Origin of the sequence: Nocardioides pollutisoli (genome assembly GCF_040045055.1) — a bacterium.
GTDB lineage: Bacteria > Actinomycetota > Actinomycetes > Propionibacteriales > Nocardioidaceae > Nocardioides > Nocardioides tweenelious.
This window is the reverse complement of the sequence record NZ_JBDZDU010000001.1, coordinates 965,356-988,071: the sequence shown is the minus strand read 5'-3', so window position 1 is coordinate 988,071 and position 22,716 is coordinate 965,356. Positions and strand designations below refer to the sequence as shown.

The window sequence follows — 22,716 nt, the reverse complement described above, 5'->3', positions numbered from 1 at the left end:
CGGTCAAGGGTCGTTGGGTCGGGCGCCGTCCGTGGCACCGGTGTCCGACTCCGTCCTGGGGTCCGGGAGTTCTATCGGCTCGCCGGAGCGCCACCTGAGGGTTGCGGGCGACGTCGTCCGTGGTTCTTCGTGACCTCGGGAAGGTCGCCGGCCATCCGGGGGGTGCCGTGCTCGCCGCCGCGCTGGCCGCGGGTCCGGCGGCTGATCACGAACGCGAGGACCTGGGCGACCGCCGCGAACAGCTCGGCGGGGATCTCCTGTCCGACCGTGGTCGAGGTGTAGAGCGCCCGGGCCAACGGGATGTCCCGGACCAGCGGCACCTCGTGCTCGCCGGCCCGCTCCCGGATCGCGGTCGCGATGACGCCGGCGCCCCGGGCGACGACGCGGGGCGCGCCCTTCTCCGGGTCGTAGCGCAGTGCGACCGCGACGTGGGTCGGGTTCACCAGGACGACGTCCGCGGTGAGGATGTCGGCCATCATCCGGTTGCGTGCTGCGGCGAGCTGGCGCGAGCGGATGGCGCCCTTGAGCATCGGGTCGCCCTCGGACTGCTTGTGCTCCTGCTTGACGTCCTCCTTCGACATCCGGGTCTGCTTGCCGACCCGCTGCCGCGTGACCAGGTAGTCGGCCGCGGCGAGGACGACGCCGGCGAAGGCGACGTTGCGGAGCAGGCCGAGGGCGTTGTCGGCGGCGGCGCTCACCACCATGTCCATGGGGACCAGGCCACCGAGGATCGGCATCATCGCCTTGACCGACGACCACACGAGCAGGGCGACGACCGCGCACCGGAGGAGCATCTTCGCGCCCTCCCAGAGGATCTTGATGCCGAACATGCGCTTGAAGCCGGCGAGCGGGCTGAGCTTGGAGAGCTTCGGCTTGATCGAGGACGACGCGATGTAGAAGCCGCCCTGGGCGAGCGCGCCCGCGACGCCGACCAGCATCACGCCGGACCCGAGCACGACGAGCGTCAGCAGCACGTGCCAGAGGCCGTGCCCGAGCAGGGCCAGCGCCTGGTCGACGTTCGCCTGACCGGCGGTGCTGAGCGTCGTGGCCATCAGCATCCGCAGCTCGGCGAGCTCGTGGGCGAGGAGCTTGGGCAGCACCATCGCGAAGAGTGCGAGCGCCGACCAGGCGCCGAGCTCCTGGGTGCGCGGGACCTTGCCCTCCTTGCGGTCCTGCTTCTTCTTCTTGGGTGTGGCCTTCTCGGTCTTCTCCCCGCTCATCCGGCACCCGACATCGTCGACATCGCCTGCGTGCTGAGGTCCACCATCCGGTTGACCGCGTGAGGGAGCACGGGGAACGAGAGCCCGACGAGCAGCAGCGTGAGCCCGATCTTCACCGGGAACATCACGTTGATCGCGTTGAGCTGCGGAGCGACCTTGGTCATCAGGGCGAGGCCCAGGTCGGAGATGAAGAGCACCGCGATCATCGGGAGCGCGATCTGGACCGCGGTCGTGAAGAACAGTCCGAACGCCGTCATCATGATCTCCGGGAAGCTGCCCCAGTCGGGGCTGGTGCCGAGCGGCACGAACTCGAAGGTCTTCAGCAGCCCGCCGATGACCAGCAGGTGGCCGCCGCTGACGAACAGCAGGACGGTCGCCAGCATCTGGTGGAACTTGCCGAAGATCGTGGTCGAGTTCATGGCGAGCGGGTCGAAGCCCTGGGCGAGCGAGAAGCCGCCGAAGACGTCGATCAGGCTGCCGGCGGCGGCCACCGCGCTGAAGAGCAGCTGGGTGACGAACCCCATCGAGACGCCGATGAGCACCTGGGTCACGACGTTGAGCAGCAGGCCGACCGAGTCGAGCGGGATCGAGGCGCCGTCCGGGATCGCCGCGAACGCCAGCCCGAGACCGAGGACCATCTTGGCCATGGGCGGCACCGTCTTGCCGGAGAACGGCGGCACGACCGACAACCACGCGAGGATCCGCACGGAGGCGAGCAGGTAGGCGACGAGAGGTTCGCCCGAGACGGAGAGGGTCATGGCCGGTGAACGCCCTCAGCCGAGCAGGGTCGGGATGCTGTCGAAGAGGTCGTTGGTGAAGGCGACCAGGGTGTGCATCATCCAGTTGCCGCAGAAGAGGAGCGCGACGCCGACACCGACCAGCTTGGGCACGAACGCGAGCGTGACCTCCTGGATCTGGGTCAGCGACTGGAAGAGCGAGACCGCGAAGCCGATCACCAGTGAGGTGAGCAGGATCGGAGCAGAGAGCTTGAGGGCGACGAGCATCGTGTGCAGGGCGATGTCGATGACGGCGGTGTCGGACATGGGTGTCCCTAGGTTCCGTAGCTCGCGACGAGCGACTTGATGACCAGCGCCCAGCCGTCGACGAGGACGAAGAGCAGCAGCTTGAAGGGCAGCGAGACCATGACCGGCGGCATCATCATCATGCCGAGCGCCATCAGCGCCCCGCTCACGACCAGGTCGATGACCAGGAAGGGGATGAAGATGATGAAGCCGATGATGAAGGCCTGCTTGAGCTCGGTGAGCACGAAGGCCGGGATCAGGGTCGCGGTCGAGACGTCGTCCGGGTTGTCGGGCATCTCCCGGTCGGCGACGTTGGTCAGCAGCGTCAGCTCGTCGTCGTCGGTGTTGTCGAGCATGAAGCCGCGCAGCGGCTCCATGCCCAGGTGCATCGCCTGCGACGCGGTGAGGTCGCCGTCCATGTAGGGCTGCAGCGCGACGTCGTTGATCGTGGAGAGCACCGGAGCCATCACGAAGAGGCTGAGGAAGAGCGCGAGCCCGGCGAGCACCTGGTTGGGCGGGGTCTGCTGGAGACCGAGGGCGTTGCGGGTCAGTCCGAGCACCACGAAGATCTTCGTGAAGGCCGTGCAGCTGAGCAGGATCGCGGGCAGCAGCGAGATCAGCGTGAGGCCGATCAGCACCGTCACCGAGGTGCTCGGACTGTCGGTCAGGCCGTCGAGCCCGATGGTGACGTCGGTGTTGCCACCCTTCGGGCCGCTCGGGCCGTGCGGACCGGACGGGTTCGCGGGGTCGGCGTACGCCGCGAGCGGAGCAGCGACCACCGTGACGAGGGTGAAGCCGATCAGCGTCAGGGCTCGGCGCAACCGCGTGCTCACGACGCCTTCCGGGTCGCGGCGGCGAGGGCCTGGCGCCAGGTGTCGATGCTGAGGACGGACCCGGCGAGCTGACCGGTGGGCGCGGCCGGTACGACGGGCGCGGGCTGGACCTCGGGCTCCGGGTCACCCTCGGCGACGGGCGGGAGCACGAGCAGGTCGGCTGGGTCGGCGATCTCATCGGGGTCGAGCTCTGCCAGCACCCGGACCTGGTGCTCGGTCGTGCCGAGCACCAGGACGCGGGAGCCGACCGCGACGACGGAGACGGCGGTGCCACGGGAGATGTGCTGGCGGTGCAGCACCTTGATCATCGAGTCGCGGCCGCCGCGGAAACGGCGCGCGCCGAAGCGGGCCAGCAGCGCGAGGAGTCCGAGAACGGCGGCCAGGGAGAAGACCAGCCGGAGAACGAGCTCGAGCATGAGTCGTCAGCCCGCTGCCGCGTCGATGGCGATCTCGGTGATCCGCAGCCCGAAGTCCTCGTCGATCACGACGACCTCGCCGCGAGCGATCAGCCGGCCGTTGACGAGCAGGTCGGCGGGGCTGCCGGCTGCGCGGTCGAGCTCGAGGACGGCGCCCGGGGTCAGCTCGAGGAGGTCGCGCACCGTCATCCGCGTGCGGCCGATCTCGACGGTGACCTCCATGTCGACGCCGTGCAGCAGCTCGATGCCGTGCCGGTGGTGGTCGAGCTGCTCGACGTTCGAGGCGGAGAGCCCGTTGAGCACGGTGCCGGTGATGGCGGCGGCGGTCGGCGGCGCGGCCAGCGGCTCGAGGGCCGGCTCGGTGGCGGAGAGCCCGGAGTCCTGGGCGGCACTCAGCACGAGGTCGGGCACCAGGATCGCGGCAGCGCTGGACGTGGCGTGCAGGAGGACGACCGTGAACGGCGAGGCCACCTCGCGGACGACCAGGTCGACGTCGACCTGGCGTGCGGCGGCGGCGCGGCCGCCCAGGGATGCGGCGACAGCGTCCAGGGTGGGCTGCAGGGCAGCAGCGAGGTCGAGCCCGCCGAGGGGGCTGCTGGCGAGAGCGTCCACCAGCTCCTGACCGACGAGGACGGCGACCTGACCCGGCACCGGCGCCTCGAGGTCGGCCACGACCGCGCCCGCGAAGGGACCGGTGACCTGGGCGTCACCCGGCGCGGCGGTGCCGACGGTGAGCGGCTCGGCGGCCGGCAGCACGGCGGCGCCGGCTGCGGCTGCGGCGCGCGCGAGCTCGGTGGCGGCGGGGCTGATCGTGGTCATGCGTTCTCCTTGGGGGTGCCGACGATGAGTGCGGCGAGGCGGAACCCGCTGGTCCCGGCGGTTGCGTGGGCGAAGTTGATGCCGTCGACGACCACCTCGAGGGGAGCCGCCGCGGGGTGGTTGAGGCGGATCGCGTCACCCGGCTTGAGGGCGGACAGGTCGGCCGGGCCGAGGGTGGTGGGACGCAGCCGTACGGCGACGTCGACCGGCACGCGCTGGAACTGGTCCTTGAGCTCGGTCGCGGCCCGGGCCCGCTGGGCCCGCTCGCGCTCCGACACCGGAGCCGGCGCGGCGGCGCGGAGCAGGTGGGGGAGCAGTCCCGAGAACGGCATGCACATGCTCACCGCGAACGTGCGCTCGTTGAGCTTGAGCTCGAGCCGCATCGCGACCATCACGTCGGAGGCGCCGGCGACCTGGGCGAACTGGGGGCTGTACTCGACACCGGTCACCTCGGGCTCGACGGCGACGACGGCGTGCAGGGAGTAGCGCAGCTCGTGGAGGAGCCGCTCGACCAGCCCGCGGGCGACGCCGGACTCGATCTCGGTGAGCGGTCGCTCGGGCTGCTCGCTGCGGCCGGGACCGCCGAGCATGTGGTCGACGGAGGTCATCACGGCGGGCAGCGGGATCTCGAGGACGCACTTGCCGGCCAGGGGCTCCGCCGAGAAGATCGTGAGGTACGTCGAGGGCGGCAGCGAGTCGACGTACTCCGCGTAGGTGCTCTGCTCGATCGAGGTCAGGCTCACCACGCAGACGGTGCGCAGCGACGACGTGAAGACCGTCGTCACCTGGCGGCAGAAGCCGTCGAGGGCGACCTGCAGCATCCGCGAGTGCTCGCGCGAGAGCTGGATCGGACGACGGAAGTCGTAGGGCACGGGCTCAGCGTGGGCACGCCGACCACCCCGATCCGCCGTGATGGCGTCGGGGTATGTCACAGGGGCGTCGGAGGGCGGCACGATATGCGGATCGGCGCCCCCGTCGACGACCTGAGGCTTTCTGGTGGTGCGACTTCGGAGTCGCTCAGCTCACTGCGTGACGAACTCCGTGAAGTAGACGTCCATGACCTGGCCCTCGTAGGTCTCGTCGAGCTCCTTGCTCAGCTCCTCCTTGAGGTGCTTGCGCGTCTTCACGTTCGACATCTCCGCGATCGGCCGCCCGCTGAAGAGCTCGATCGTGGCGTCCATCGCCTTGCTGCCGTCGACCTCGGTGGCGCCCTTGGTGAGCTGGAGCGCGATCCCGATCTTCAGGTAGTGGCCGCCGGCCAGGTTGATCTGGGTCGAGTCGAGCGGGAGGATCTCGCCCGCGACCGGGGCGGCGTCGCCACCCTTCGGCTTCAGGACGAACCAGTACGCCGCGCCGCCGACCAGCAGCAGCACCACGGCGATCAGGATCAGCTTCTTCTTGCCACCCTTCTTCTCCTCGGAGGCCTCGTCCTCCGCGGTGCCGTCCTTGCTCTTCATGGCTGTCACGCTCATCCGTCGACCCCCTGTCGGCTCGTTCTGACGTCCTGCACCTGCTGGACCACCTGGTCGGACTCGTTGGTGGTGCTCGGGAGGACCACGATGTCCACCCGCTTGTTCACGCGCTGCGACCCCGGCTTGCTCGGGTCGACCAGCGGCGCCTCGTGGCCGAACGCGGAGAGCGACAGCCGGCCTGCCGGGATGTCACCCACCTCGTTGAGCCGCCGCAGCACGGTCACCGCACGCGCGGCCGAGAGGTCCCAGTCCGTCGCGTAGTAGCGCGGGTGGACGGGCTCCTGGTTGGTGTGGCCGTCGATGCGCAAGGCGTTCGAGAGGCCCCGCAGCACCGGGGTCAGTACGTCGACCACGGCCTGCCCGCGGGGACTCAAGGACGCCAGGTCCGGCCGGAACACCACATGCCGCGAGACCAGGCTGACCACGAGGCCGCGGGCGTCGATCGTGGTCTGGATGTCGTCGGCGTACCCCTTGCGGGCCATGGCCCTCTCGATCCGCGCCTGGATCGCCTTCAGCTTGTTTGCCTCGGCCTCCGCGTCGGCGGCCGCACGCTGCTGGCGTTGCTGCTCGGCGGCGTTGACCGCGTCCTTGACCAGCTGCTGCTGCTCGGCCGGGAGGCTCTCGAAGACCTGGCTCTCGATCAGGTTGGGTCCGGCGTCGATGTCCTCGCCGTCGAGGATCGAGTCGGTGCCCTTGGTGAAGGAGCTCTCCGCGCCGAACCCCTCGGCGAGACCGGTCTTGAGCGCGTTGTACTTCTTCTGGTCGACCTGGCTCATCGCGAACATGACGATGAAGAGCACCATCAGCAAGGTGAGCATGTCGGCGTACGTGACGAGCCAGCGCTCGTGGTTCTCGGGCTCCTCGTGCTCCTCGTGCTTCTTGCGTCGGCGTCCGCTGCTCATCAGGCGGCCTCCTCCTCGCGCTGGTCAGCGGGCAGGAGGGACCGGAGGCGTTGGGCGAGGACGCGCGGGTTGGAGCCGGCCTGGAGCGCGGAGACGCCCTCGATGATCAGCTCCATCCGCGCCACCTCGAGCTCACCGAGCCGGGTGAGGCGGGCGCCGAGCGGGAGGAAGAGCACGTTGGCGGACATGACGCCCCACAGCGTCGCGACGAATGCACCGGCGATCAGGTGGCCGAGCTTCTCGGGCTCGGCCAGGTTCTCGAGCACGTGCACGAGACCCATGACGGTGCCGATGATGCCGATCGTGGGCGCGTAGCCTCCGGCTGCGTTGAAGAACTTCGCCGCCTGCTTCGCCTCGGAGCGCGTGGCCTGGACCTCGCCCTCGAGGATCTCGCGGAGCTCCTCCGGATCGGTGCCGTCGATCGCGAGCGTGAGGGCGCGCGTCAGGAAGGGGTCGTCGATCTCGGTGAGCGCGTCCTCGAGGGCCAGCAGGCCCTCCCGGCGGGCCTTGTCGGCCAGCGACACCAGCTCGGGGACCAGGAGGCTGGCCTTGGGGGCCTTGCCCGTGAACGCCCGGACGACGCCCTTCATGGCGAGCTTGGCGTCTCCCATGGTGCCGCCGGCGAGCGACACCATGAGGGTCGCGCCGAAGACCAGCAGGAGGGGTGGCAGGAGGAGGAGGCTCATCGGGTTGCCGCCCTCCATCACGTTCGCGACGATGACGACGAGGAACGCGACGAGCACCCCGATCAGGGTTGCCGGATCCATCAGGACTCCGACTCGGTGCGCTCGGTGACCCGCCCCAGGCGGGCGGTCGGGTGCTCGGCGACGACGCCCAGGCGTGGTGGGTGGTCGTCGCGGGCCCAGAGGCCGAGGTCGACGGCCGTGCTCATGGCGAGCACCTCGCCGCGGTGACGACGGATGGCGACGATGATCTCGTCGAGACTGTCGCGGACGACGTACTTCTTGCCGTCGACGAGCGTGATGACGGTGTCGGGAGTGGCGTCGACGCGCTCGATCAGATCTGAGTTGAGCGCGAACACCGTTCCCGAGAGTCGCGAAAGCGTGATCATGTGTGCACCGTCCTTGGCCTCACCGAGCTGCCATCCGTGGCGGCTCGCAGTGTCAGATCGGCGACACCGGCGGGAACCTGAGGGGTGCGCCCTCAGGTTCCCGGCCCCGTGTCGCCGGGCGGGTCAGCGCTTGATGTTGACGAGGTCCTCGAGGACCTGGTCGGACGTGGTGATCACGCGCGAGCTGGCCTGGAAGCCGCGCTGGGCCAGGATCAGGTTGGTGAACTCGGCAGCGAGGTCGACGTTCGACATCTCGACCGAGCCCGCGACGAGCGAGCCGCGGCGTCCCTGGCCGGCGACACCGAGGTCGGGAGCGCCGGAGTTGGCGGAGGCGCGGAAGCTGGTCTCGCCGACCTTCTCGAGGCCCATCGGGTTCGCGAAGTCCGCGATCGCGATCTGCGCCATCTCGCGCTGGACACCGTCGGAGAACGTGCCGGTCAGCTTGCCGTCCTGGCCGATGGAGTACGACGTGAGCTCGACCGCCGGCGGACCGGCGGGCAGGCCCAGGGCGCTGGTGTCGAGAGTGACGTCGACCAGGCCGCCGGTGGGCGCGCCGGTCGCGTCGAGCAGGTAGCCCTGCACGCGGCCGCCCTTCGGCGTGACCAGGGTGTTGGTCTCGTCGAAGTTGAAGGCGCCGGCCCGGGTGTAGGTCTGCTCGTTGCCCGCCTGCACGACGAACATGCCGTCGCCCTGGATCATCAGGTCGGTCGGACGGCCCGTGGCCTGGTTGGCGCCCTGGTTGAAGTTCGTGTTGGTCGCGGCGACCTGGACGCCGAGGCCGACCTGGATCGGGTTGGTGCCACCGCGGCCCGCGCCCGCGCCGGTGCCGGCGGTGAGCATCTGGGACAGCGTGTCCTGGAAGACCGTCGAGCTGGACTTGAAGCCGATCGTGTTGGCGTTGGCGATGTTGTTGCCGGTCACGTCGAGCATGGTCTGGTTGACGCGCAGGCCGCTGATGCCGGCGAAGAGCGAGCGAAGCATGGTGTGTCTCCTTGGGGTGGGTCAGTCGTCCGACGGGGTGGCCGGCGTGGTCGTGGTCGGGGTGGTCGTGGTGGTCGTGGTCGCCGGGGTGGCGCTCACGGAGCTGATCTGACCGAGGGTCACGTCGGTGTCGCCGACGACGAGCATCGGACCGGAGGCGTCGTACTTCACCGAGCTGACGACGCCGGACTGCGTGGCGCCGTCCGCGTCGAGGTAGGTGACGTTCTTGCCGACCATGCCGCTGGCGCCGAAGGCGATCTGGGCGTTGAGGAGGGCGGCGGTCTGGTCGGCGACGTCCTGCATCTTCTCGAGCGCGGTGAACTGGGCGTTCTGCGAGAGGAACTGGCCGGAGTCGGTCGGGTTCATCGGGTCCTGGTAGCGCAGCTGGGCGACCATCAGGTTCAGGAACATGTCCTTGTCGGACGTGCTGCCGGCGGCGGTCGTCGACTGGTACATGCCGGACGACGTGACGGCCTCGGTTGCCGGTACGGACACGGGGGTCTCCTCACATGGTCACGTCGAGGCCGGGGTGGTCTCGCGTGACGGAGTCGGTGGGGCGCGACGGGTTCGTCACGCTGGGGGTGCCGTCCGTGGCGTTGGTGCTTCCGGGGGTCTGCTGCCGGGGTGCTTCCCGGTCGGCGGGGCGGTCGCCGCCCGGGCCGCCGGCAGGTCCGCCGTACTGGCCACCGAGCTGGCCTCCGGCGAGCCCGCTCGAGAGGTCCGTCGAGACGTCGGTGCGTACGACGGGGGTCGGTGCGATCACGGTCGGCAGGTCGCGGATCACGATCCGCGACTCGGTGCGACCGACCGACTCGAGCAGGCGACGCAGCTCGGGAGCCCCTTCGGTCAGCGCGCGGCGGGCGGCCTCGCCGCCGGCCAGGCTGATCTCGAGGGCGCCACGGCGGCTGGTCAGCATGACCCGGACCTCGCCGAGCGACTCCGGGTTCAGCTTCACCGTGACGCGGTTGGTCCCCTCCGGGCTCTGCGCCACCCGCACCACCTCCGGGAACACCTGACCGGTCACCTGGTGGTGACCCGCGGAGCTGCCGGTGGTGACCGGGGCGGCCAGGCCGGAGCCTGCTGCCGGCGCCGTGGCCGTCACGGGGGTGAAGCTCGCAAGCGTCGTCGGTGCGGGGTCGGTGTCGGGACCCGCCTTGGGCTCGGCGGCCGGTGCCGCCGTGGCCGGCAGGACCGAGGGCTCGGGGGTGGTGACGGCCTGCGCGGCCGGGGCCGCGTCGGCGGTCTCCGGCGGCGCAGCATCGGTGACCACCGGCGCCACCGGTGCCGGGAGAGCGGCCGCGACCACCATCGCCTGGACTGCCGGTGGCACGATGACGGGGAGCGGGGCGACGACTGTCGTGGGGTCGACCATGCCGTCCGGGTCGGCTTCCCCATCCACCTCCGGCGCGGTCGCGTCGTCGCCACCGATCGACGGATCGGTGGGCTTTCCTTCAGCGGTGCCAGCGGTGCCAGCGAGGGGCGTGGCTGCCTCCGCCGTGGGGTCCAGGAGTCCGGCGACCAGGGACAGGAACAGGTCCGCGGCGCCAGGGGTGCCACCCCGCGGCCCACTGCTCGCGCCGCCGAGGGCGGGGTCGGCCGTGATCGCGGCGCCGAGGCCGGTCAGGAGCGATGTCGGGTTCATGCTGCCTCCACCATCGACATGACGGAGCGGACGTAGTTCGTCGTCTCCGGGTACGGCGGGATGCCGCCGTACTTGAGCACCGCGCCGGGACCGGCGTTGTAGGCGGCCAGTGCCAACGGGGTGCTGCCGAACCGGTCGAGCAGGGTGCGCAGCAGCTTCGCTGCGCCGTCGACCGACTGGGCGGGATCGAACGGGTTGGTCACGCCGAGGCCGTCGGCGGTGGCGGGCATCAGCTGCATCAGGCCCTGGGCTCCGGCGGGGCTGGTGACCCGCGGGTCGTAGCCCGACTCCTGCTTCGCGACGGCCGAGAGCAGGTTGGCCGGGACGCCGTACTCGGCCGACGCCGAGGCGAACAGCGAGGCGTACGGCGTGCCGGCGGCCACCCGGCCGGAGGAGGTCGGGCTCACCGAGCTGACGGAGCTGTCCGGGAGGATCCGGCGGATCGCGGTCGGGGTCTCCCAGATGGGACCCACCCGGACGTCCAGGCCGGGGCGCGGGGCCTCGATCATCTGGTTCGGGCCGACGTAGATCGCGACGTGGTGCACGGGGGAACCGAAGGCCAGGATGTCGCCCGGTTGCGCGTTCGCGAGCCCGTCGACCGCGCGACCTGCCTTGGCCTGCTCGTAGGAGACGCGGGGGAGGGTGTAGCCGAGGTCGGAGTAGACGCGCTGCACGAGCCCCGAGCAGTCCAGGCCCTTGTCAGGGTCGGTGCCGCCCCAGACGTAGGGGACGCCGAGGTAGCGGCGGGCGTCGGCGACCACGGCATCGCCGCTCTTGGTCCCACTGCTCTGGCTCGCCGCGATCGCGGCGAGGTCACCGGTGGTCGCGGTCGCGCCGTCGAGCTCGTCCGAGAAGGCGGCGGCGGTGCTGGCCGTCGCGCCCTGCGTCGGCGTCAGCAGGTTCAGCTGGGCCTGGATCTCACTGATCCGGCTGGTGACCTCCGCGACGCTCATCTCGCCACCTGTGCGGAGTTGTTGCGACGCCACAGCTCGCCGGCGATCTCGTCGAGCTCGCGGTCCTCACGGCGGCGGCGCTCGAGGCGGGCCGCGGCGGCGCGGCGCTCGACGAGCGACTCGACGGCAGCGAGCCGGCTCTTGTCGGCGACCCACCGGTCCCGAGCGGCGACGGTGAGCTGCCGGGCGACCTCGAGGTCCTGGTGGGCGGCGCCGAGGGCGGTGCGGATCAGCTCGATCGTGTGCTGGTGACCCTGGAACGACGCCAGGTCCGAGACCCGCGGGGCCGGCAGCGAGATGAGCATCTGCTGGAGGTCGGCGACCTCGGCGGCTGCCGCCCGTTCCTCGGCCAGGGCCGCGGCGAGGCCGGTCCGGCTGTCGCGCTCGCGCACGCTGCGCACCCGGACGACCCCGGAGAGGCCGTGGTGGTCGCTCATGCGTTCACCAGCTCGTGCAGGGCGTTCCACGTGTCGGCGGGCGCGGTGCTGTCATCCATGTCCTGGCGCAGGAAGAACTCGATCGCCGACATGAGCACGAGGGCGTCGTCGGCGTCCGCGTCGGTGCCCTGCACGTAGGCGCCGATCTCGACCAGCTCGCGCACCGAGCGGTGTGCGGCCAGCAGGCGGCGCAGCCTCTTGGCGTCCTCGCGGGCGTCCGGACCGATCACCGCGGTGGCGACCCGGGAGATCGACTCGAGCACGTCGATGCTGGGGAAGTGCCCCGCGGTGGCGAGCTGTCGGGTGAGGACGAGGTGACCGTCGAGGATCGACCGCGCGGAGTCGCCGATCGGGTCCTGCATGTCGTCGCCCTCGACGAGCACGGTGTAGAGGCCGGTGATGCTGCCGTCGGGGGAGGTGCCGGCGCGCTCGAGGAGGCGCGGCATCATCGCGAAGACGCTCGGCGGGAAGCCACGGGTGGCCGGGGGCTCGCCCGCGGACAGGCCGATCTCGCGCTGCGCGAGGGCGACCCGGGTCAGGCTGTCCATCAGCAGGACGACGTGACGCCCGCTGTCGCGGAACCACTCGGCGATCCGGGTGGCGACGAAGGCGGCGCGCATCCGGACGACCGGCGGCTCGTCGGACGTCGCGACGACGACGATCGAGCGCTTCAGGCCCTCGGGGCCGAGGTCGTTCTCGATGAACTCGCGGACCTCGCGGCCGCGCTCACCGATCAGCGCGATGACGGAGATCTCGGCATCGGTGCCACGGGCGATCATCGACAGGAGGCTCGACTTGCCGACGCCGGACCCCGCCATGATGCCGAGGCGCTGGCCGCGGCCGAGCGTGGTCAGTGCATCGAGGGCCCGTACGCCGGTCCCGAGCTGCTGGTCGATCCGGGGCCGCTCGAGGGCCGCCGGCGGTTCGTTGTCGACGACGACCTGCTCGAGGTGGTGGAGCGAGGGGCCGCCGTCGATCGGGTGGCCGAGGCCGTCGAGGACGCGACCGCGGAGCTCGTCGCCGACGGCGATCCGCAGGCCGAGCCCGCTGCCCTCGACGTGGTCGCCGACGCGCAGGCCGGTGGTCGCACCGAGGGGGAGGCAGGTCAGCATGCCGCCCTCGCTGGCGACGACCTCGACCGGGACGGCGCCGGCGCTGCCGCGGACCTCGAGCAGGTCACCGAGGGCGGCCGGGACGCCGGCCACGGTGACGCGGAGGCCGAGCAGGCCGGAGACTCGACCGAGGTGGGTGGGCGCGACGGCCTCGCGGGCGAGGCTCGCCCGCTCGACGGTCAGGGCGCTCATCGGAGCACCTCGCGGAGCCGGTCGAGGGCTTCGGAGATCCGGAGGTCGATGGCGGTCGTCGCGGTCTCGATGACGGCGTCGTGGTGGTCGAGCCCGGCGTCGGCGACGACGTCGACGCCATACTCCGCGAGCCGGGCGACGGCCGTGGACGCAGCCGCGGTCGGGTGCAGGCGCACCGTGCTCACCGGCCCCTGGGGCAGGACGGCGAGCACCCGGGCGACGACTCCCGCGCCGGGATCCTCCGAGATCGCGAGCTCCTGGCCCACCAGGACCCGGGTCAGCTCGAAGGCCAGGTCGGTCGCCTGGTCGCCCACGTGGGCGGCCACCTCGGCGATGGTGTCGCTCAGCGCTGCTGCCGCGGCGGTCAGGGCAGCGACCGCCGCGTCGTGCTCGGCGGCGCGAGCCTCCTCGCGCAGCGCGGTGGCCTCGGCGACGACGGAGGCCTCGGCCGCCGCCCGACGCAGACCGGCCTGGTGTCCCTCGGACCAGCCGACCGAGTAACCCTGCGCCTGGGCGGCGCTCCGGGTGCGCTCGGCGAGGGTCCCGAGCACGGCCTCGGTGGCCTGGTCGCCGAGCACCCGGTGGTCGCCGAGGCGGGTCCACACACCGGTGCGGAGGTCGGGGCGGTCGGCGGTGTGCCACCTGGTTTCGGTGTCAGACAACGAGCTCATCTTCACTCCCTCGGTGGACCATGATCTGGCCCTGTTCCTCGAGCTGGCGGATCTTGCGGATCACCGACTGCTGCGCTTCCTCGACCTGCGTGAGACGCACGGCGCCGAGCAGGTCGACCTCTTCGATGAGGGTCTCCGCGGCACGGCTGGAGAGGTTGGAGGTGATCTTGTTGCGGACGCTCTCGCTGACGCCCTTGAGGGCGAGGGCGAGCTCGGCCTCGTTGACCTGGCGCAGCACCAGCTGCACCGACTTGTCATCGAGCGTCACGATGTCCTCGAACATGAACATCCGGCTGCGGACCTCGTCGGCGAGCTCGGCGTCGAGCTCCTCCAGGCCTTCCACGATCTGCCGCTCGGTGACGCGGTCGGACCGGTTGATGATGTTGACCAGCGGGTCCACGCCACCGACCCGGGACATCTCGGACGGCTGGAGCACCGAGGACAGCTTGCGTTCCAGGCTTGCCTCGACGGCGCGGACGATGTCGGGCGAGGTGCGGTCCATGACCGCGATCCGGTGCGCGATCTCGGCCTGGGCAGTGGCAGGCAGCCCCGCGAGGACCATCGACGCCTTGTCCGGCGTCATGTGGGCGAGCACCAGGGCGATGACCTGCGGGTGCTCGTCGGCGATGAAGGTGCGGACCTGGCTCGGGTCCGCACGGTGCAGGAACTGGAACGGCATCTTCACCGCCGCGGCCTGCAGCCGCTCCATGATCTCGTTGGCGCGGTCCGCGCCGAGCGACGCCTCGAGCATGGTGCGGGCGAACGCCAGGCCACCGTGGGCGATGTTCGCCTGGGCGGTCGCCATCGCGGTGAACTCGGAGAGCACCGCGGTGCTCTCCGAGGCGTCGACGACGTCGAGCTGGGCGATCTCGGCCGAGATCGCCTCGACCTCTGCCTCCGACAGGTGCTCGAGCACCTCACCGGCCTTCTCCCGGCCGAGCTGGATCAGGATGATGGCGGCCTTGCGGACACCCAGGGATGCGAGGTTGACGGACATCAGCGGCCTTCCACGAGCCAGCCGCGGAGCAGCGTGGCGATGTCATCGGGCTCGCGGTCGGCGAGCATGGCCAGCTCGCGACGGATCTCCTCGTTCGCGGCGTTCTCCGAGGCCTCGAGCGCCGTGAGTGCGGGGCTCGGCTCGAGTGCGCCCGCCGCAGCGGCGCGCTCTGCGGCGTCGTTGCGGAGCTGCTCGACGAGGTACGCCGTACGGTCGTCGCGGGTCTTGCGACCTCGGCGGGCTCGCAGCCAGGCCAGGAGCACCATCGCGAGGATCGCGGCGGCGATGCCGCCGTTGCGGATCATCGTCCACTGCTGAGCCTTCTTCTTCGCCGCGTTGGCGGCGGCGATCTCGGCCGCCGCGGCGTTGTCCGCGGTGCGGTCGAAGGCCATCTGGGTGACGTCGACGGTGTCGCCGCGCTTCGGGTCGATGCCCACGGTGGCGGCGATGAGCTGCTTGACCGCGACCGGGTCGATGTTCGGGGCGGCGGACGGGTCGAGCACGACCCCGACGTGGAGCGAGCGGATGCTGCCCGGTGCCGCCTCGCGGTGCTCGCGCACCGTCTCCACAGCGTTGTCCCGGGTCTCCGACTTCTTCGCGTAGTCGTTCCTGCCGGTGCCACCGGTGGTGCCGGTGCTGTCCATCTGTCCGTCGGGACCGACCACGCCGGTGGTGCCGCTGGGACCACCCGCGCCCTTGTAGGTCTCCTTGCTCCACGACTCGGAGAGGGCAGGAGCCTTCTTCTTGGTGTTGTAGGTCGTCGAGTCCTGGATCGACTTGTCGAAGTCGAGGTCGGCCGAGACCTGGACCGTCGAGTTGCCGGGACCGACGACGCGGTCGAGCATGCTCTGGATCTGCTGGGTCTTGTGGGCCTGGAAGTCGGCGATCGCCTGGCTCTGGGTGCCGGAGCTGCCGTTGACGCCCTCGGTGGACAGGACCTTGCCGCTCGAGTCGGTGATGCTGACGTTGCTCGGGTCGAGGCCGTCGATGCTGGACGCGACCAGGTTGACGATCGCCTGGACCTTCTCGGCGTCGAACGTCGTGCCGGCCGAGGTGTCGATGAGCACCGACGCGGTGGTCGGCTCCTGCGAGTCGGAGAAGACCTGCTTCTCCGGGATGGCCAGGTGGACGACCGCAGTGTTGACGCCGTCGACCGCCTCGATGGTCTTGGCGAGCTCGCCCTCCATCGCCCGCTTGAAGTCGGTCTGCTCCTGGAAGTCGGACGTCGAGATGCTCTGTCCGTCGAGGAGGCCGTAGCCATCGGTGCTGCTGTTGGCCGGCAGACCCTTGCCGGACAAGGTGATCCGGGTCGAGTAGACCGCGTCGCGGGGCACCATCACGGTGTTGCCGCCGTCGGCCAGCTCGTAGGGCACGCCCTCGGCGTTGAGCTCGTCGATGATCGACGAGGCGTCCTCGGAGGCGAGGTTGCTGTAGAGCGGCGCGTAGTTCGGCGTCGACACCCAGCGGAAGACCATGAACGCGGCCAGCAGCAGGGCGGCCGTGCCGACGACAGCGACAAGGCGCTGACCGAGGGTGAACGACAGGAAGGTGGTCCGCAGACGCACCAGCGTCTGGGTGACGTTCTGCTTCATCCGATCGGCATCCGCATGATCTCGTTGAACGCCTCGAGCGCACGGTTGCGCACGGCGACGGTCAGCTGGGCGGTGACCGACGCCTCGGTGGCGGCGATCGTGTAGTCGTGGATGTTGTCGAGGTCACCGGTCGCGGCCTGGACCGCGAGCTTGTCCGACTTGTCCTGGACCGACTCGAGGTGGTCGATGCCGTTGAGCACCATGTCGCTGAACGACGAGCCGGCCCCAGAGACGCCATGGGTGGCGTCGGTCGACGGCAGCTGCGGAGGGACGTACGGCGTGAAGCCGACTGCCTCGATACCCGAGACGCTCATCAGCTGCGTCCGATCGCGAGGGCTGCGTTGTAGGTGTCCTGGGCGTCCTTGGTCACCTGGACCGACGCCTGGAAGCCACGCTGGGCCATGATCAGCTGGGTCATCTGGCTGGACAGGTCCAGCTCGGGGAGGCGGACGTTGCCGTCCGCGTCGGCCAGGGCGTTCTCGGGGTCCGAGGTGACGCGGCCAGCGGGGTCGCTGAGAGCCATGCCCGCGACCTCGACGCCGCCACCGGGGGCGGACCGCACGATGAGCATCTGCGCCTGGAAGGCGTTCTGCGACGTGCTCGTGACCGTGTTGACGTTCGCGATGTTGTTGGCGAGCGTGTCCAGCCAGGTCTGGTGGACACCGAGCGAGGAGCTGGCGATGTTCAACGTGTCGAAGGCGCCCATCACTGACCCACTGCCTTCAGCAGGTCGAAGCGGTCGCTCGTCGCGCGGGTGAGCATCTGGTACTGGAACTGCGACTGCACCGCGGCCAGCGTCTCCTTGCGGAGATCGACGTTGTTGTCGTTGGCGCCGACGGGGGTGTCCGTCGCCGTGACCACGGGGGAGATCTCCGCGCCCGGGTCACCGGAGCTGATGGCGCCGCGCAGGCTCGACTCGAAGTCGACGCTCGAGGCGCGGTAGCCGGGGGTGTCGACGTTGGCGATGTTGTCAGCGATGACACGCTGACGCAGCGCGATGCCGTCGAGAGCTGAGCCGAGGACTGCTCCGACAGGATCGGACAAATGGAACGACACGCGTCAGGCCTCCGAGCTAGACGAGGGGGACGTGCCGTTCCATCGGCGTGGTTGAGCGATCCTTGCTCGGTAGGTGGATCGGCCCCGTACGCGTCAGGCTGAGGTTTTCGGTCCGGAAATGTCCGGACTGGTTGGGATTTCTCAGGCCTGGAGGTCGAGGTAGACCGCGTGGTCGGGTCGACCGGTCGCGCGATCCACCCGACGGGCGAAGTCGTGGTGCCGCGCGATGGTCCCGAGCATCACCTGGAGCGCCTGCTGGGCCTGGCGCTGACGTGCCCGGATGTCCAGTGCACGCTGGCGAAGGTGCGACGGGATCGGCCCTTCGAGCTGGGTCTCGTCCCAGGGCTCGGGGGCCGGCCGGGTCGGGTCGTCGAGCATCCGCTCGGCGAGGATCACGTCCAGCTCGAGCCGGTCGAGCGCGGTCTCCCAGTGCAGGTTGTTGCGCAGCTCGGCGTGGGAGGGACCTGCTGCTCCGGCGATCCGCTCGTCGATGGCCATCGGGGTGTTCACGCGCTTTCCGCCAGCAGTGAGCCGGCCGCGGAGAGCCAGGTGTCGCGCAGGGTCGAGGCGAGGTGCAGGCAGAACTCGGTGACCGGGAGGTCCTTCGTGGTGTTCGCCTTGGCCAGCTCGCTGAGCAGGTAGTCGTAGAGAGCGGCGAGGCTCTTGGCGCCGGACCAGGCGTCGACCCGCAGGCTCGCGTTCAGCTCGAGGACGATGTCCTGGGCGTGGAGCAGGGGCTCGTGGGCGAGGCTGGGCTCGCCGCGGCGCAGTGCGTCGGCCGCGCGCTCGAGGTCCAGGGTCAGCCGTTGGTAGAGCATGACCAGCAGCTGCGACGGCGTCGCCGTGTCGACGGTGGCGGCGAGGTAGGTGTCGCGGGGGTTGAGGATCGTCATCGGTGTTCCTTCCGTGGTCACGATGTCTGGTCAGTGCTGCTGGGGCCGTGCGGAAAATCAGGAGTTGTACGACGGGAGGCTGGCGATCTGGCTGCTCAGCCAGCTGCTCTGGCTGTTGAGGTTCGAGAGTGCGGTCTCGAGGGCGGTGTACTGCGTCTGCAGGCTCGAGCGGCGCAGTTCCAACCGGTCGTCCCAGTCGTCGATGCTCTGCTGCAGCCGGGTGATCGTGGTGCCGTGCCCGTTGATCGACGTGGTGATCGTGCCCGTGGTCGAGTTGCTCGCGGACTTCGCGATCGTCGCGACCCGAGCCGCCCAGCCGTCCTGGGCCGGGGTGGCGCCGCTCGTGAACTTGGCGGCGACGCCGGCGGGGTCCGCGGCGTACGCCTTGGAGAAGGCGGTGGCGTCGAAGATGAGCTTGCCGTAGCGGTCGGTCTGGATGCCGAGGGACGCCATCGAGGTCGTGCCGCCGAAGACCGAGTTGAGCAGCGAGTTGCGCAGGTCGCGTGCGGTCGGGTCGCCCACGAGGACGCCGGCCGCGGTGGTGTCGGACTTGCTGGCGGTCTGGGAGTCGATGGAGGTCAGCAGCGAGTTCAGCTGGTCGACCAGGGCGGAGACCGACGCGGAGATGTTGGAGGAGTCCTGGGCGACCTTGACCGTCGCGCTCGAGCCGACGGTGGCGGTCGGGCCGAGGGTCAGGCTCACCCCGGGGACCAGGTCGGTGAACGTGTTGGTCGACGAGGTCGCGGTGATGCCGAGACCCATGCTGATCTGGGCGTCGGCGCCGGCACGCACGCTGGCGCCACCGAGCAGGTCGCTGCCGTCGGCGTTGGTCAGCGTGAAGGACGACGCTGCTCCGGTCTTGGTGGACTCGGTGAGGAGGCGGTAGCTGCCGTCGGCGACCTTGACCGCCGTGGCGCTCACGCCGGTCTGGGCAGAGGATCCGTTGATGGCGGCGACGACCTCCTTGAGGGTGCCGCCCCCGGTGCTGATGTCGTGGACGGTGCCGTCCGAGGAGGTCAGCTTCACGCTGCTGCCGGTGGCGGCCACGTCGCTCAGGGCAGCGCCGTTGGCGAAGCCGAGCTGATGGGTGACCGCGAGCCGGTCGACGGTGAAGGAGAACGACGACGCGGACGCCGTCGCTGCGACGGTGACCGAGACGCCGGTCCCGATGACGCTCCCCTTCAAGGTCTGCCAGGTGGACGCCTTCGCGAGCGCCTCTGCCTTGCTGCCGAGGAGAGCGGTGTCGGTGTTGATGCCGCGCAGCGCGGTGACGACCGCGCTCTCGCTGGTCTTCTGGGTCTTGAGCCGGTCCTGGGGGACGGCCTCGAGCTGCATGAGCTGGTCGATGATCGACGCCGTGTCCAGGCCGCTCGCGAGACCGCTGATGCTGCTGGTAGCGCTGGCCACGGTGTGCTCCTGGGGGTCGGTGTCGGATGTAGGTGACAGACGTCCCCGGGAGAGCGGCGGGCACTCTCCCGGGGACGAGTTGTCGACGGCGGGTCAGCCTGAGGCCGACCCGCCGGCGAGATGATCAGCCGCGCAGGAGCGAGAGAACGCCCTGCGGGGCCTGGTTCGCCTGGGCGAGCATCGCGGTGCCGGCCTGCGACAGGATCTGCGAACGGGTGAAGTTCATCATCTCCGAAGCCATGTCGGTGTCGCGGATGCGGCTCTCCGACGCGGACAGGTTCTCCACCGCGACGTTGAGGTTGTTGACGGTGTGCTCGAACCGGTTCTGCAGAGCACCGAGGTTCGCTCGGGTCGTCGAAACGGTCTTGATCGCGGCGTCGATCTTGTCGATCGCACCGGAAGCACCCGACAGCTGGGAGAAGGACACGTTCGCCCCGGCGATCTCCTCCGGGGTGGAGGCGGCGCCAGCCTTCGGCGGAACGGAGCCGGTGAAGACCGCGTCCTTCGAGCTGGTGTCGACCGTGATCTTGTTCGTGCCGAAGGTGTTGTCGAGCGCGGACTGGATGACGGCCTCGTTGGTGGAGTCGTCCCAACCCTTGGTGTCGTCGGCCTTCTTGAGCGTGCCGAGGTCGAGCGTCTTGCCAGCGGAGGTGATCGAGCCGTTCAGGGAGGCGCCGACGGCGCTGTAGTCCTGAGTGGCACCCGTGGCGTCGGGACCAGCGGTGACCGTGACAACGGCCGCAGTGCCGTCAGCCGGCTCCGTGGTCCGGGCGCCGGTCGAGCCGTTGGCCGCCACCTTGGTGACGTCGACACCGGCGACACCGAGGCCGCCCGCGTCCATGCCCTTGCCAGCGGAACCGATGGCGACGCTGATGGTCTGGCCCGAGTCGGCGCCGACCTGGAAGGCCTTGTTGAACGAGCCGTCCAGCAGCGAGGTGCCGTTGAACTTGGTGGTGCTGGCGATGCGGTCCAGCTCGCTGTTGAGCTGGGTGAGCTCGGACTGGATGTTGCCCTTCGCGTCGTCGTTGAGACCACCGTCGTTGGCGGCCTGCACGGACAGGTCGCGCATGCGCTGCAGGATGGAGTGCGTCTCCGTGAGCGCGCCTTCAGCGGTCTGCACGACCGAGACACCGTCCTGCGTGTTGCGGACGGCGACCTTGAGGCCACCGACCTGCGACCGCAGACCCTCGGAGATGGCCAGACCGGCAGCGTCGTCCGCGGCACGGTTGATCCGGTAGCCGCTGGACAGCTTCTCGAGGGACTTGCTCATCTGACCCTGGGTGACCGACAGGTTGCGGTACGAGTTGAGGGCGTCGATGTTCTGGTTGATGCGGAGACTCATGATGGGTTCCTTCCTGGAGGGCGAGTCGGTAGGGAGCCCGTCCGTGGGCTCCGACACCGAGTCAATCGACCAGGGTCAGACCTGCTTGAGGAGATCGGCGCAGAAAGTTGGGGGAATTTCTGCGCCGATCCCATCAGGCTGAGTTCACGCTGTGGCGTTGACGGCGGAAGCATCTCCGCCGAAGCGCCGGAGTCCCGTCGCGTGCCGTGCGGCGACCGCCGCGAAGTACGCCTCACGGCGGCGATCGGCAGCACCTCCTGGGCGGGAGTGCTCGGGGACCAGGTCCGGCTCGAGCTCGTGGTTCATCGCGTCGCGCAGCAGAACCAGGGCCTCGGCGCGCAGCTGCGACACCCGGGACTCGGTCACGCCGAGGGCCTCGGCGATCTCAGCCATCGGCCGCTCGGCGAGGAAGTACTGCTCGACGACCAGGCGCAGCCGATCCGGCAGCTCGCTGATCGCCTCGGCGAGGTAGGTGAGCTTCTCCCGGTGCTCGAGGATCGCCTCGGGCGTCGGGCTCTTGCTCACCAGGCTCTCGCCGAGCGCGTCGTCCTCGGACGCGTGCAGCGAGAGCACCTGGGCCCGGGTGACGTCCTCGTCGTTCGCGACGATCTCGTCGGTGCTCAGGCCGGTGGCCTGGGCGATCTCGAGGTTCGAGGCGGTGCGACCGAGGACGGTCGCGAGTTGAGCACGCGTGGCGTCGAGCTCGCGAGCACGGCGTCGGACCGAGCGCGATGCCCAGTCGATGCTGCGCAGCTCGTCGACGATGGCGCCTCGGATGCGGGTGGCGGCGTACCGGTTGAACGGCACACCTCGGTCTGGGTCGTAGGCCTGTGCGGCTTGGACGAGTGCGGCTAGTCCGGCCGAGGTGAGGTCGTCGCGGTCCACGTGCGCTGGAACCCTGGCCATGGTCTCTCGGACGATGTGTCCGACCAGGGGCACGTGAACCACGATGAACGCCTCGGAGCCCGGCGGGACGTCGTTGTCATGGGTCACAGCACACATTGTGCATTTCAAAGACTGACCCGTCCGCTTTTCTTGCAGATTCCTTGAACCTTTTACCTGATCGACACGGTGACTCATGTCATAAGAGGTGGTACAGACAATCAATAGTCCGGGCGAACCACTCATATCTCTTTCTATAGGGCCGATCTGGTAGGTCAACGGCGGCGCGATGAGGCGCCGAACAACCGGATGATGATGGGGATGTCGTGGAGAAGCTGACCTGGGTTCTGTGGCGAGAGCGCGAGCTCTTGGAGGCCCTGCTGTACCGGCTCGAGCTTGAGGAGCTCGTGATGGCGACCGGCCGCACGCGCTGGCTGGCCAACGCGGCGCGCGACGTCGACGCCGCTGCCGCTGCGATGCGCGAGTTCGAGATCCTGCGCGCCGTGGCCGCCGACGAGGCCGCCGTGGCCGTCGGCCTCGAGACCAACGCGAGCCTCGCCGAGCTGATCGCCGTGGCCGACGAGCCGTGGCGCACCATCCTCGTCGAGCACCGCGACGGCTTCATCGCCCTCACCGACGAGATCGCCCGGGTCGCCCAGACCAACCGAGCCATGATCGTGGCCGGTCTGCGCGCCACCCAGGACACCCTCCTCGGGGTCGGCCAGGGTGCGGCGACCTACACCGCCGCGGGCTCGGTCGCCCAGGGTGACGTCCGCAGCGCCATGGTGGATCGGAGCCTCTGA

General features: G+C 70.0%; 29 protein-coding genes. 1 reads left to right on the top strand and 28 read right to left on the bottom strand.

All coding sequences use genetic code 11. The features are described 5' to 3' along the window. Positions 1–71: 71 nt before the first annotated feature. From ABLE68_RS04825 to ABLE68_RS04690, 28 genes are all read right to left on the bottom strand, one after another. Complete coding sequence (locus ABLE68_RS04825; RefSeq protein WP_348870136.1) at positions 72–1,220, bottom strand: EscU/YscU/HrcU family type III secretion system export apparatus switch protein; 1,149 nt, start codon at positions 1,218–1,220, stop codon at positions 72–74. After that, positions 1,217–1,978, bottom strand: a complete 762-nt coding sequence (locus ABLE68_RS04820) for a flagellar biosynthetic protein FliR (RefSeq protein WP_348870135.1) — start codon at positions 1,976–1,978, stop codon at positions 1,217–1,219. Before ABLE68_RS04820 ends, ABLE68_RS04825 begins: the two co-directional genes overlap by 4 nt. A 15-nt stretch (positions 1,979–1,993) precedes the next feature. Further along, a complete protein-coding gene (fliQ, locus tag ABLE68_RS04815; protein WP_348870134.1) occupies positions 1,994–2,263 on the bottom strand; it encodes a flagellar biosynthesis protein FliQ in 270 nt (89 codons plus the stop codon). 8 nt (positions 2,264–2,271) lie between these two features. Further along, positions 2,272–3,075 (bottom strand): flagellar type III secretion system pore protein FliP, encoded by an 804-nt coding sequence (gene fliP / locus ABLE68_RS04810; protein WP_348870133.1) that lies wholly within the window; start codon positions 3,073–3,075, stop codon positions 2,272–2,274. Beyond that, positions 3,072–3,491, bottom strand: coding sequence for a flagellar biosynthetic protein FliO (locus ABLE68_RS04805; RefSeq protein ID WP_348870132.1), 420 nt, complete (start codon positions 3,489–3,491; stop codon positions 3,072–3,074). Before ABLE68_RS04805 ends, fliP begins: the two co-directional genes overlap by 4 nt. Before the next feature lie 6 nt (positions 3,492–3,497). Beyond that, entirely contained in the window at positions 3,498–4,310 is an 813-nt protein-coding gene (fliN, locus tag ABLE68_RS04800; protein WP_348870130.1) for a flagellar motor switch protein FliN, read from the bottom strand. Then, positions 4,307–5,182, bottom strand: coding sequence for a flagellar motor switch protein FliM (locus ABLE68_RS04795; RefSeq protein WP_348870129.1), 876 nt, complete (start codon positions 5,180–5,182; stop codon positions 4,307–4,309). Before ABLE68_RS04795 ends, fliN begins: the two co-directional genes overlap by 4 nt. Before the next feature lie 150 nt (positions 5,183–5,332). After that, positions 5,333–5,782, bottom strand: a complete 450-nt coding sequence (locus tag ABLE68_RS04790) for a flagellar basal body-associated FliL family protein (protein WP_348870128.1) — start codon at positions 5,780–5,782, stop codon at positions 5,333–5,335. After that, positions 5,779–6,684, bottom strand: coding sequence for a flagellar motor protein MotB (locus tag ABLE68_RS04785; protein WP_348870127.1), 906 nt, complete (start codon positions 6,682–6,684; stop codon positions 5,779–5,781). Before ABLE68_RS04785 ends, ABLE68_RS04790 begins: the two co-directional genes overlap by 4 nt. Further along, the gene (locus ABLE68_RS04780) at positions 6,684–7,451 is read right to left on the bottom strand and encodes a motility protein A (RefSeq protein ID WP_348870126.1); all 768 of its coding nucleotides are present in this window, start codon (positions 7,449–7,451) and stop codon (positions 6,684–6,686) included. Before ABLE68_RS04780 ends, ABLE68_RS04785 begins: the two co-directional genes overlap by 1 nt. Continuing rightward, positions 7,451–7,756: a flagellar FlbD family protein gene (locus ABLE68_RS04775; protein ID WP_348870125.1), complete on the bottom strand. Its 306-nt coding sequence runs from the start codon at positions 7,754–7,756 to the stop codon at positions 7,451–7,453. Before ABLE68_RS04775 ends, ABLE68_RS04780 begins: the two co-directional genes overlap by 1 nt. 123 nt (positions 7,757–7,879) lie before the next feature. Then, complete coding sequence (locus ABLE68_RS04770) at positions 7,880–8,737, bottom strand: flagellar hook protein FlgE (RefSeq protein ID WP_348870123.1); 858 nt, start codon at positions 8,735–8,737, stop codon at positions 7,880–7,882. A 21-nt stretch (positions 8,738–8,758) separates the two neighbouring features. After that, on the bottom strand, positions 8,759–9,232 hold the full coding sequence (locus tag ABLE68_RS04765) for a flagellar hook assembly protein FlgD (protein ID WP_348870122.1): 474 nt from the start codon (positions 9,230–9,232) through the stop codon (positions 8,759–8,761). Between the two features lie 10 nt (positions 9,233–9,242). Further along, on the bottom strand, positions 9,243–10,379 hold the full coding sequence (locus ABLE68_RS04760) for a flagellar hook-length control protein FliK (RefSeq protein WP_348870121.1): 1,137 nt from the start codon (positions 10,377–10,379) through the stop codon (positions 9,243–9,245). Beyond that, positions 10,376–11,332, bottom strand: a complete 957-nt coding sequence (locus ABLE68_RS04755) for a transglycosylase SLT domain-containing protein (protein WP_348870120.1) — start codon at positions 11,330–11,332, stop codon at positions 10,376–10,378. The genes ABLE68_RS04760 and ABLE68_RS04755 overlap by 4 nt, the downstream gene beginning before the upstream one ends. Then, on the bottom strand, positions 11,329–11,769 hold the full coding sequence (locus ABLE68_RS04750) for a flagellar FliJ family protein (protein WP_348870119.1): 441 nt from the start codon (positions 11,767–11,769) through the stop codon (positions 11,329–11,331). The genes ABLE68_RS04755 and ABLE68_RS04750 overlap by 4 nt, the downstream gene beginning before the upstream one ends. Continuing rightward, on the bottom strand, positions 11,766–13,073 hold the full coding sequence (locus ABLE68_RS04745; RefSeq protein ID WP_348870118.1) for a FliI/YscN family ATPase: 1,308 nt from the start codon (positions 13,071–13,073) through the stop codon (positions 11,766–11,768). The genes ABLE68_RS04750 and ABLE68_RS04745 overlap by 4 nt, the downstream gene beginning before the upstream one ends. Further along, positions 13,070–13,735 (bottom strand): FliH/SctL family protein, encoded by a 666-nt coding sequence (locus tag ABLE68_RS04740; protein ID WP_348870117.1) that lies wholly within the window; start codon positions 13,733–13,735, stop codon positions 13,070–13,072. The genes ABLE68_RS04745 and ABLE68_RS04740 overlap by 4 nt, the downstream gene beginning before the upstream one ends. Further along, a complete protein-coding gene (gene fliG, locus ABLE68_RS04735; RefSeq protein WP_348870116.1) occupies positions 13,728–14,741 on the bottom strand; it encodes a flagellar motor switch protein FliG in 1,014 nt (337 codons plus the stop codon). The genes ABLE68_RS04740 and fliG overlap by 8 nt, the downstream gene beginning before the upstream one ends. Next, positions 14,741–16,333, bottom strand: coding sequence for a flagellar basal-body MS-ring/collar protein FliF (fliF, locus tag ABLE68_RS04730; protein ID WP_348870115.1), 1,593 nt, complete (start codon positions 16,331–16,333; stop codon positions 14,741–14,743). Before fliF ends, fliG begins: the two co-directional genes overlap by 1 nt. After that, positions 16,330–16,647 carry a flagellar hook-basal body complex protein FliE gene (gene fliE, locus ABLE68_RS04725; protein WP_348870114.1) on the bottom strand — a complete coding sequence of 106 codons (318 nt, stop codon included), beginning with the start codon at positions 16,645–16,647 and terminating at the stop codon, positions 16,330–16,332. Before fliE ends, fliF begins: the two co-directional genes overlap by 4 nt. Further along, positions 16,647–17,039 carry a flagellar basal body rod protein FlgC gene (locus ABLE68_RS04720; RefSeq protein WP_348870113.1) on the bottom strand — a complete coding sequence of 131 codons (393 nt, stop codon included), beginning with the start codon at positions 17,037–17,039 and terminating at the stop codon, positions 16,647–16,649. Before ABLE68_RS04720 ends, fliE begins: the two co-directional genes overlap by 1 nt. After that, positions 17,039–17,389, bottom strand: a complete 351-nt coding sequence (gene flgB, locus ABLE68_RS04715) for a flagellar basal body rod protein FlgB (protein WP_348870112.1) — start codon at positions 17,387–17,389, stop codon at positions 17,039–17,041. Before flgB ends, ABLE68_RS04720 begins: the two co-directional genes overlap by 1 nt. A gap of 141 nt (positions 17,390–17,530) precedes the next feature. Then, positions 17,531–17,899, bottom strand: a complete 369-nt coding sequence (locus tag ABLE68_RS04710; RefSeq protein WP_348870111.1) for a hypothetical protein — start codon at positions 17,897–17,899, stop codon at positions 17,531–17,533. Next, entirely contained in the window at positions 17,896–18,282 is a 387-nt protein-coding gene (locus ABLE68_RS04705; protein ID WP_348870110.1) for a flagellar export chaperone FliS, read from the bottom strand. The genes ABLE68_RS04710 and ABLE68_RS04705 overlap by 4 nt, the downstream gene beginning before the upstream one ends. A gap of 57 nt (positions 18,283–18,339) precedes the next feature. Beyond that, positions 18,340–19,689: a flagellar filament capping protein FliD gene (gene fliD / locus ABLE68_RS04700; protein ID WP_348870109.1), complete on the bottom strand. Its 1,350-nt coding sequence runs from the start codon at positions 19,687–19,689 to the stop codon at positions 18,340–18,342. 124 nt (positions 19,690–19,813) lie between these two features. Continuing rightward, a complete protein-coding gene (locus ABLE68_RS04695; RefSeq protein WP_348870107.1) occupies positions 19,814–21,031 on the bottom strand; it encodes a flagellin N-terminal helical domain-containing protein in 1,218 nt (405 codons plus the stop codon). A gap of 144 nt (positions 21,032–21,175) precedes the next feature. Further along, a complete protein-coding gene (locus tag ABLE68_RS04690; protein ID WP_425475608.1) occupies positions 21,176–22,033 on the bottom strand; it encodes a sigma-70 family RNA polymerase sigma factor in 858 nt (285 codons plus the stop codon). A 206-nt stretch (positions 22,034–22,239) separates the two neighbouring features. On the opposite strand from ABLE68_RS04690, the gene flgN reads away from it, so the two are divergent. Continuing rightward, positions 22,240–22,716, top strand: a complete 477-nt coding sequence (gene flgN, locus ABLE68_RS04685; RefSeq protein ID WP_348870104.1) for a flagellar export chaperone FlgN — start codon at positions 22,240–22,242, stop codon at positions 22,714–22,716.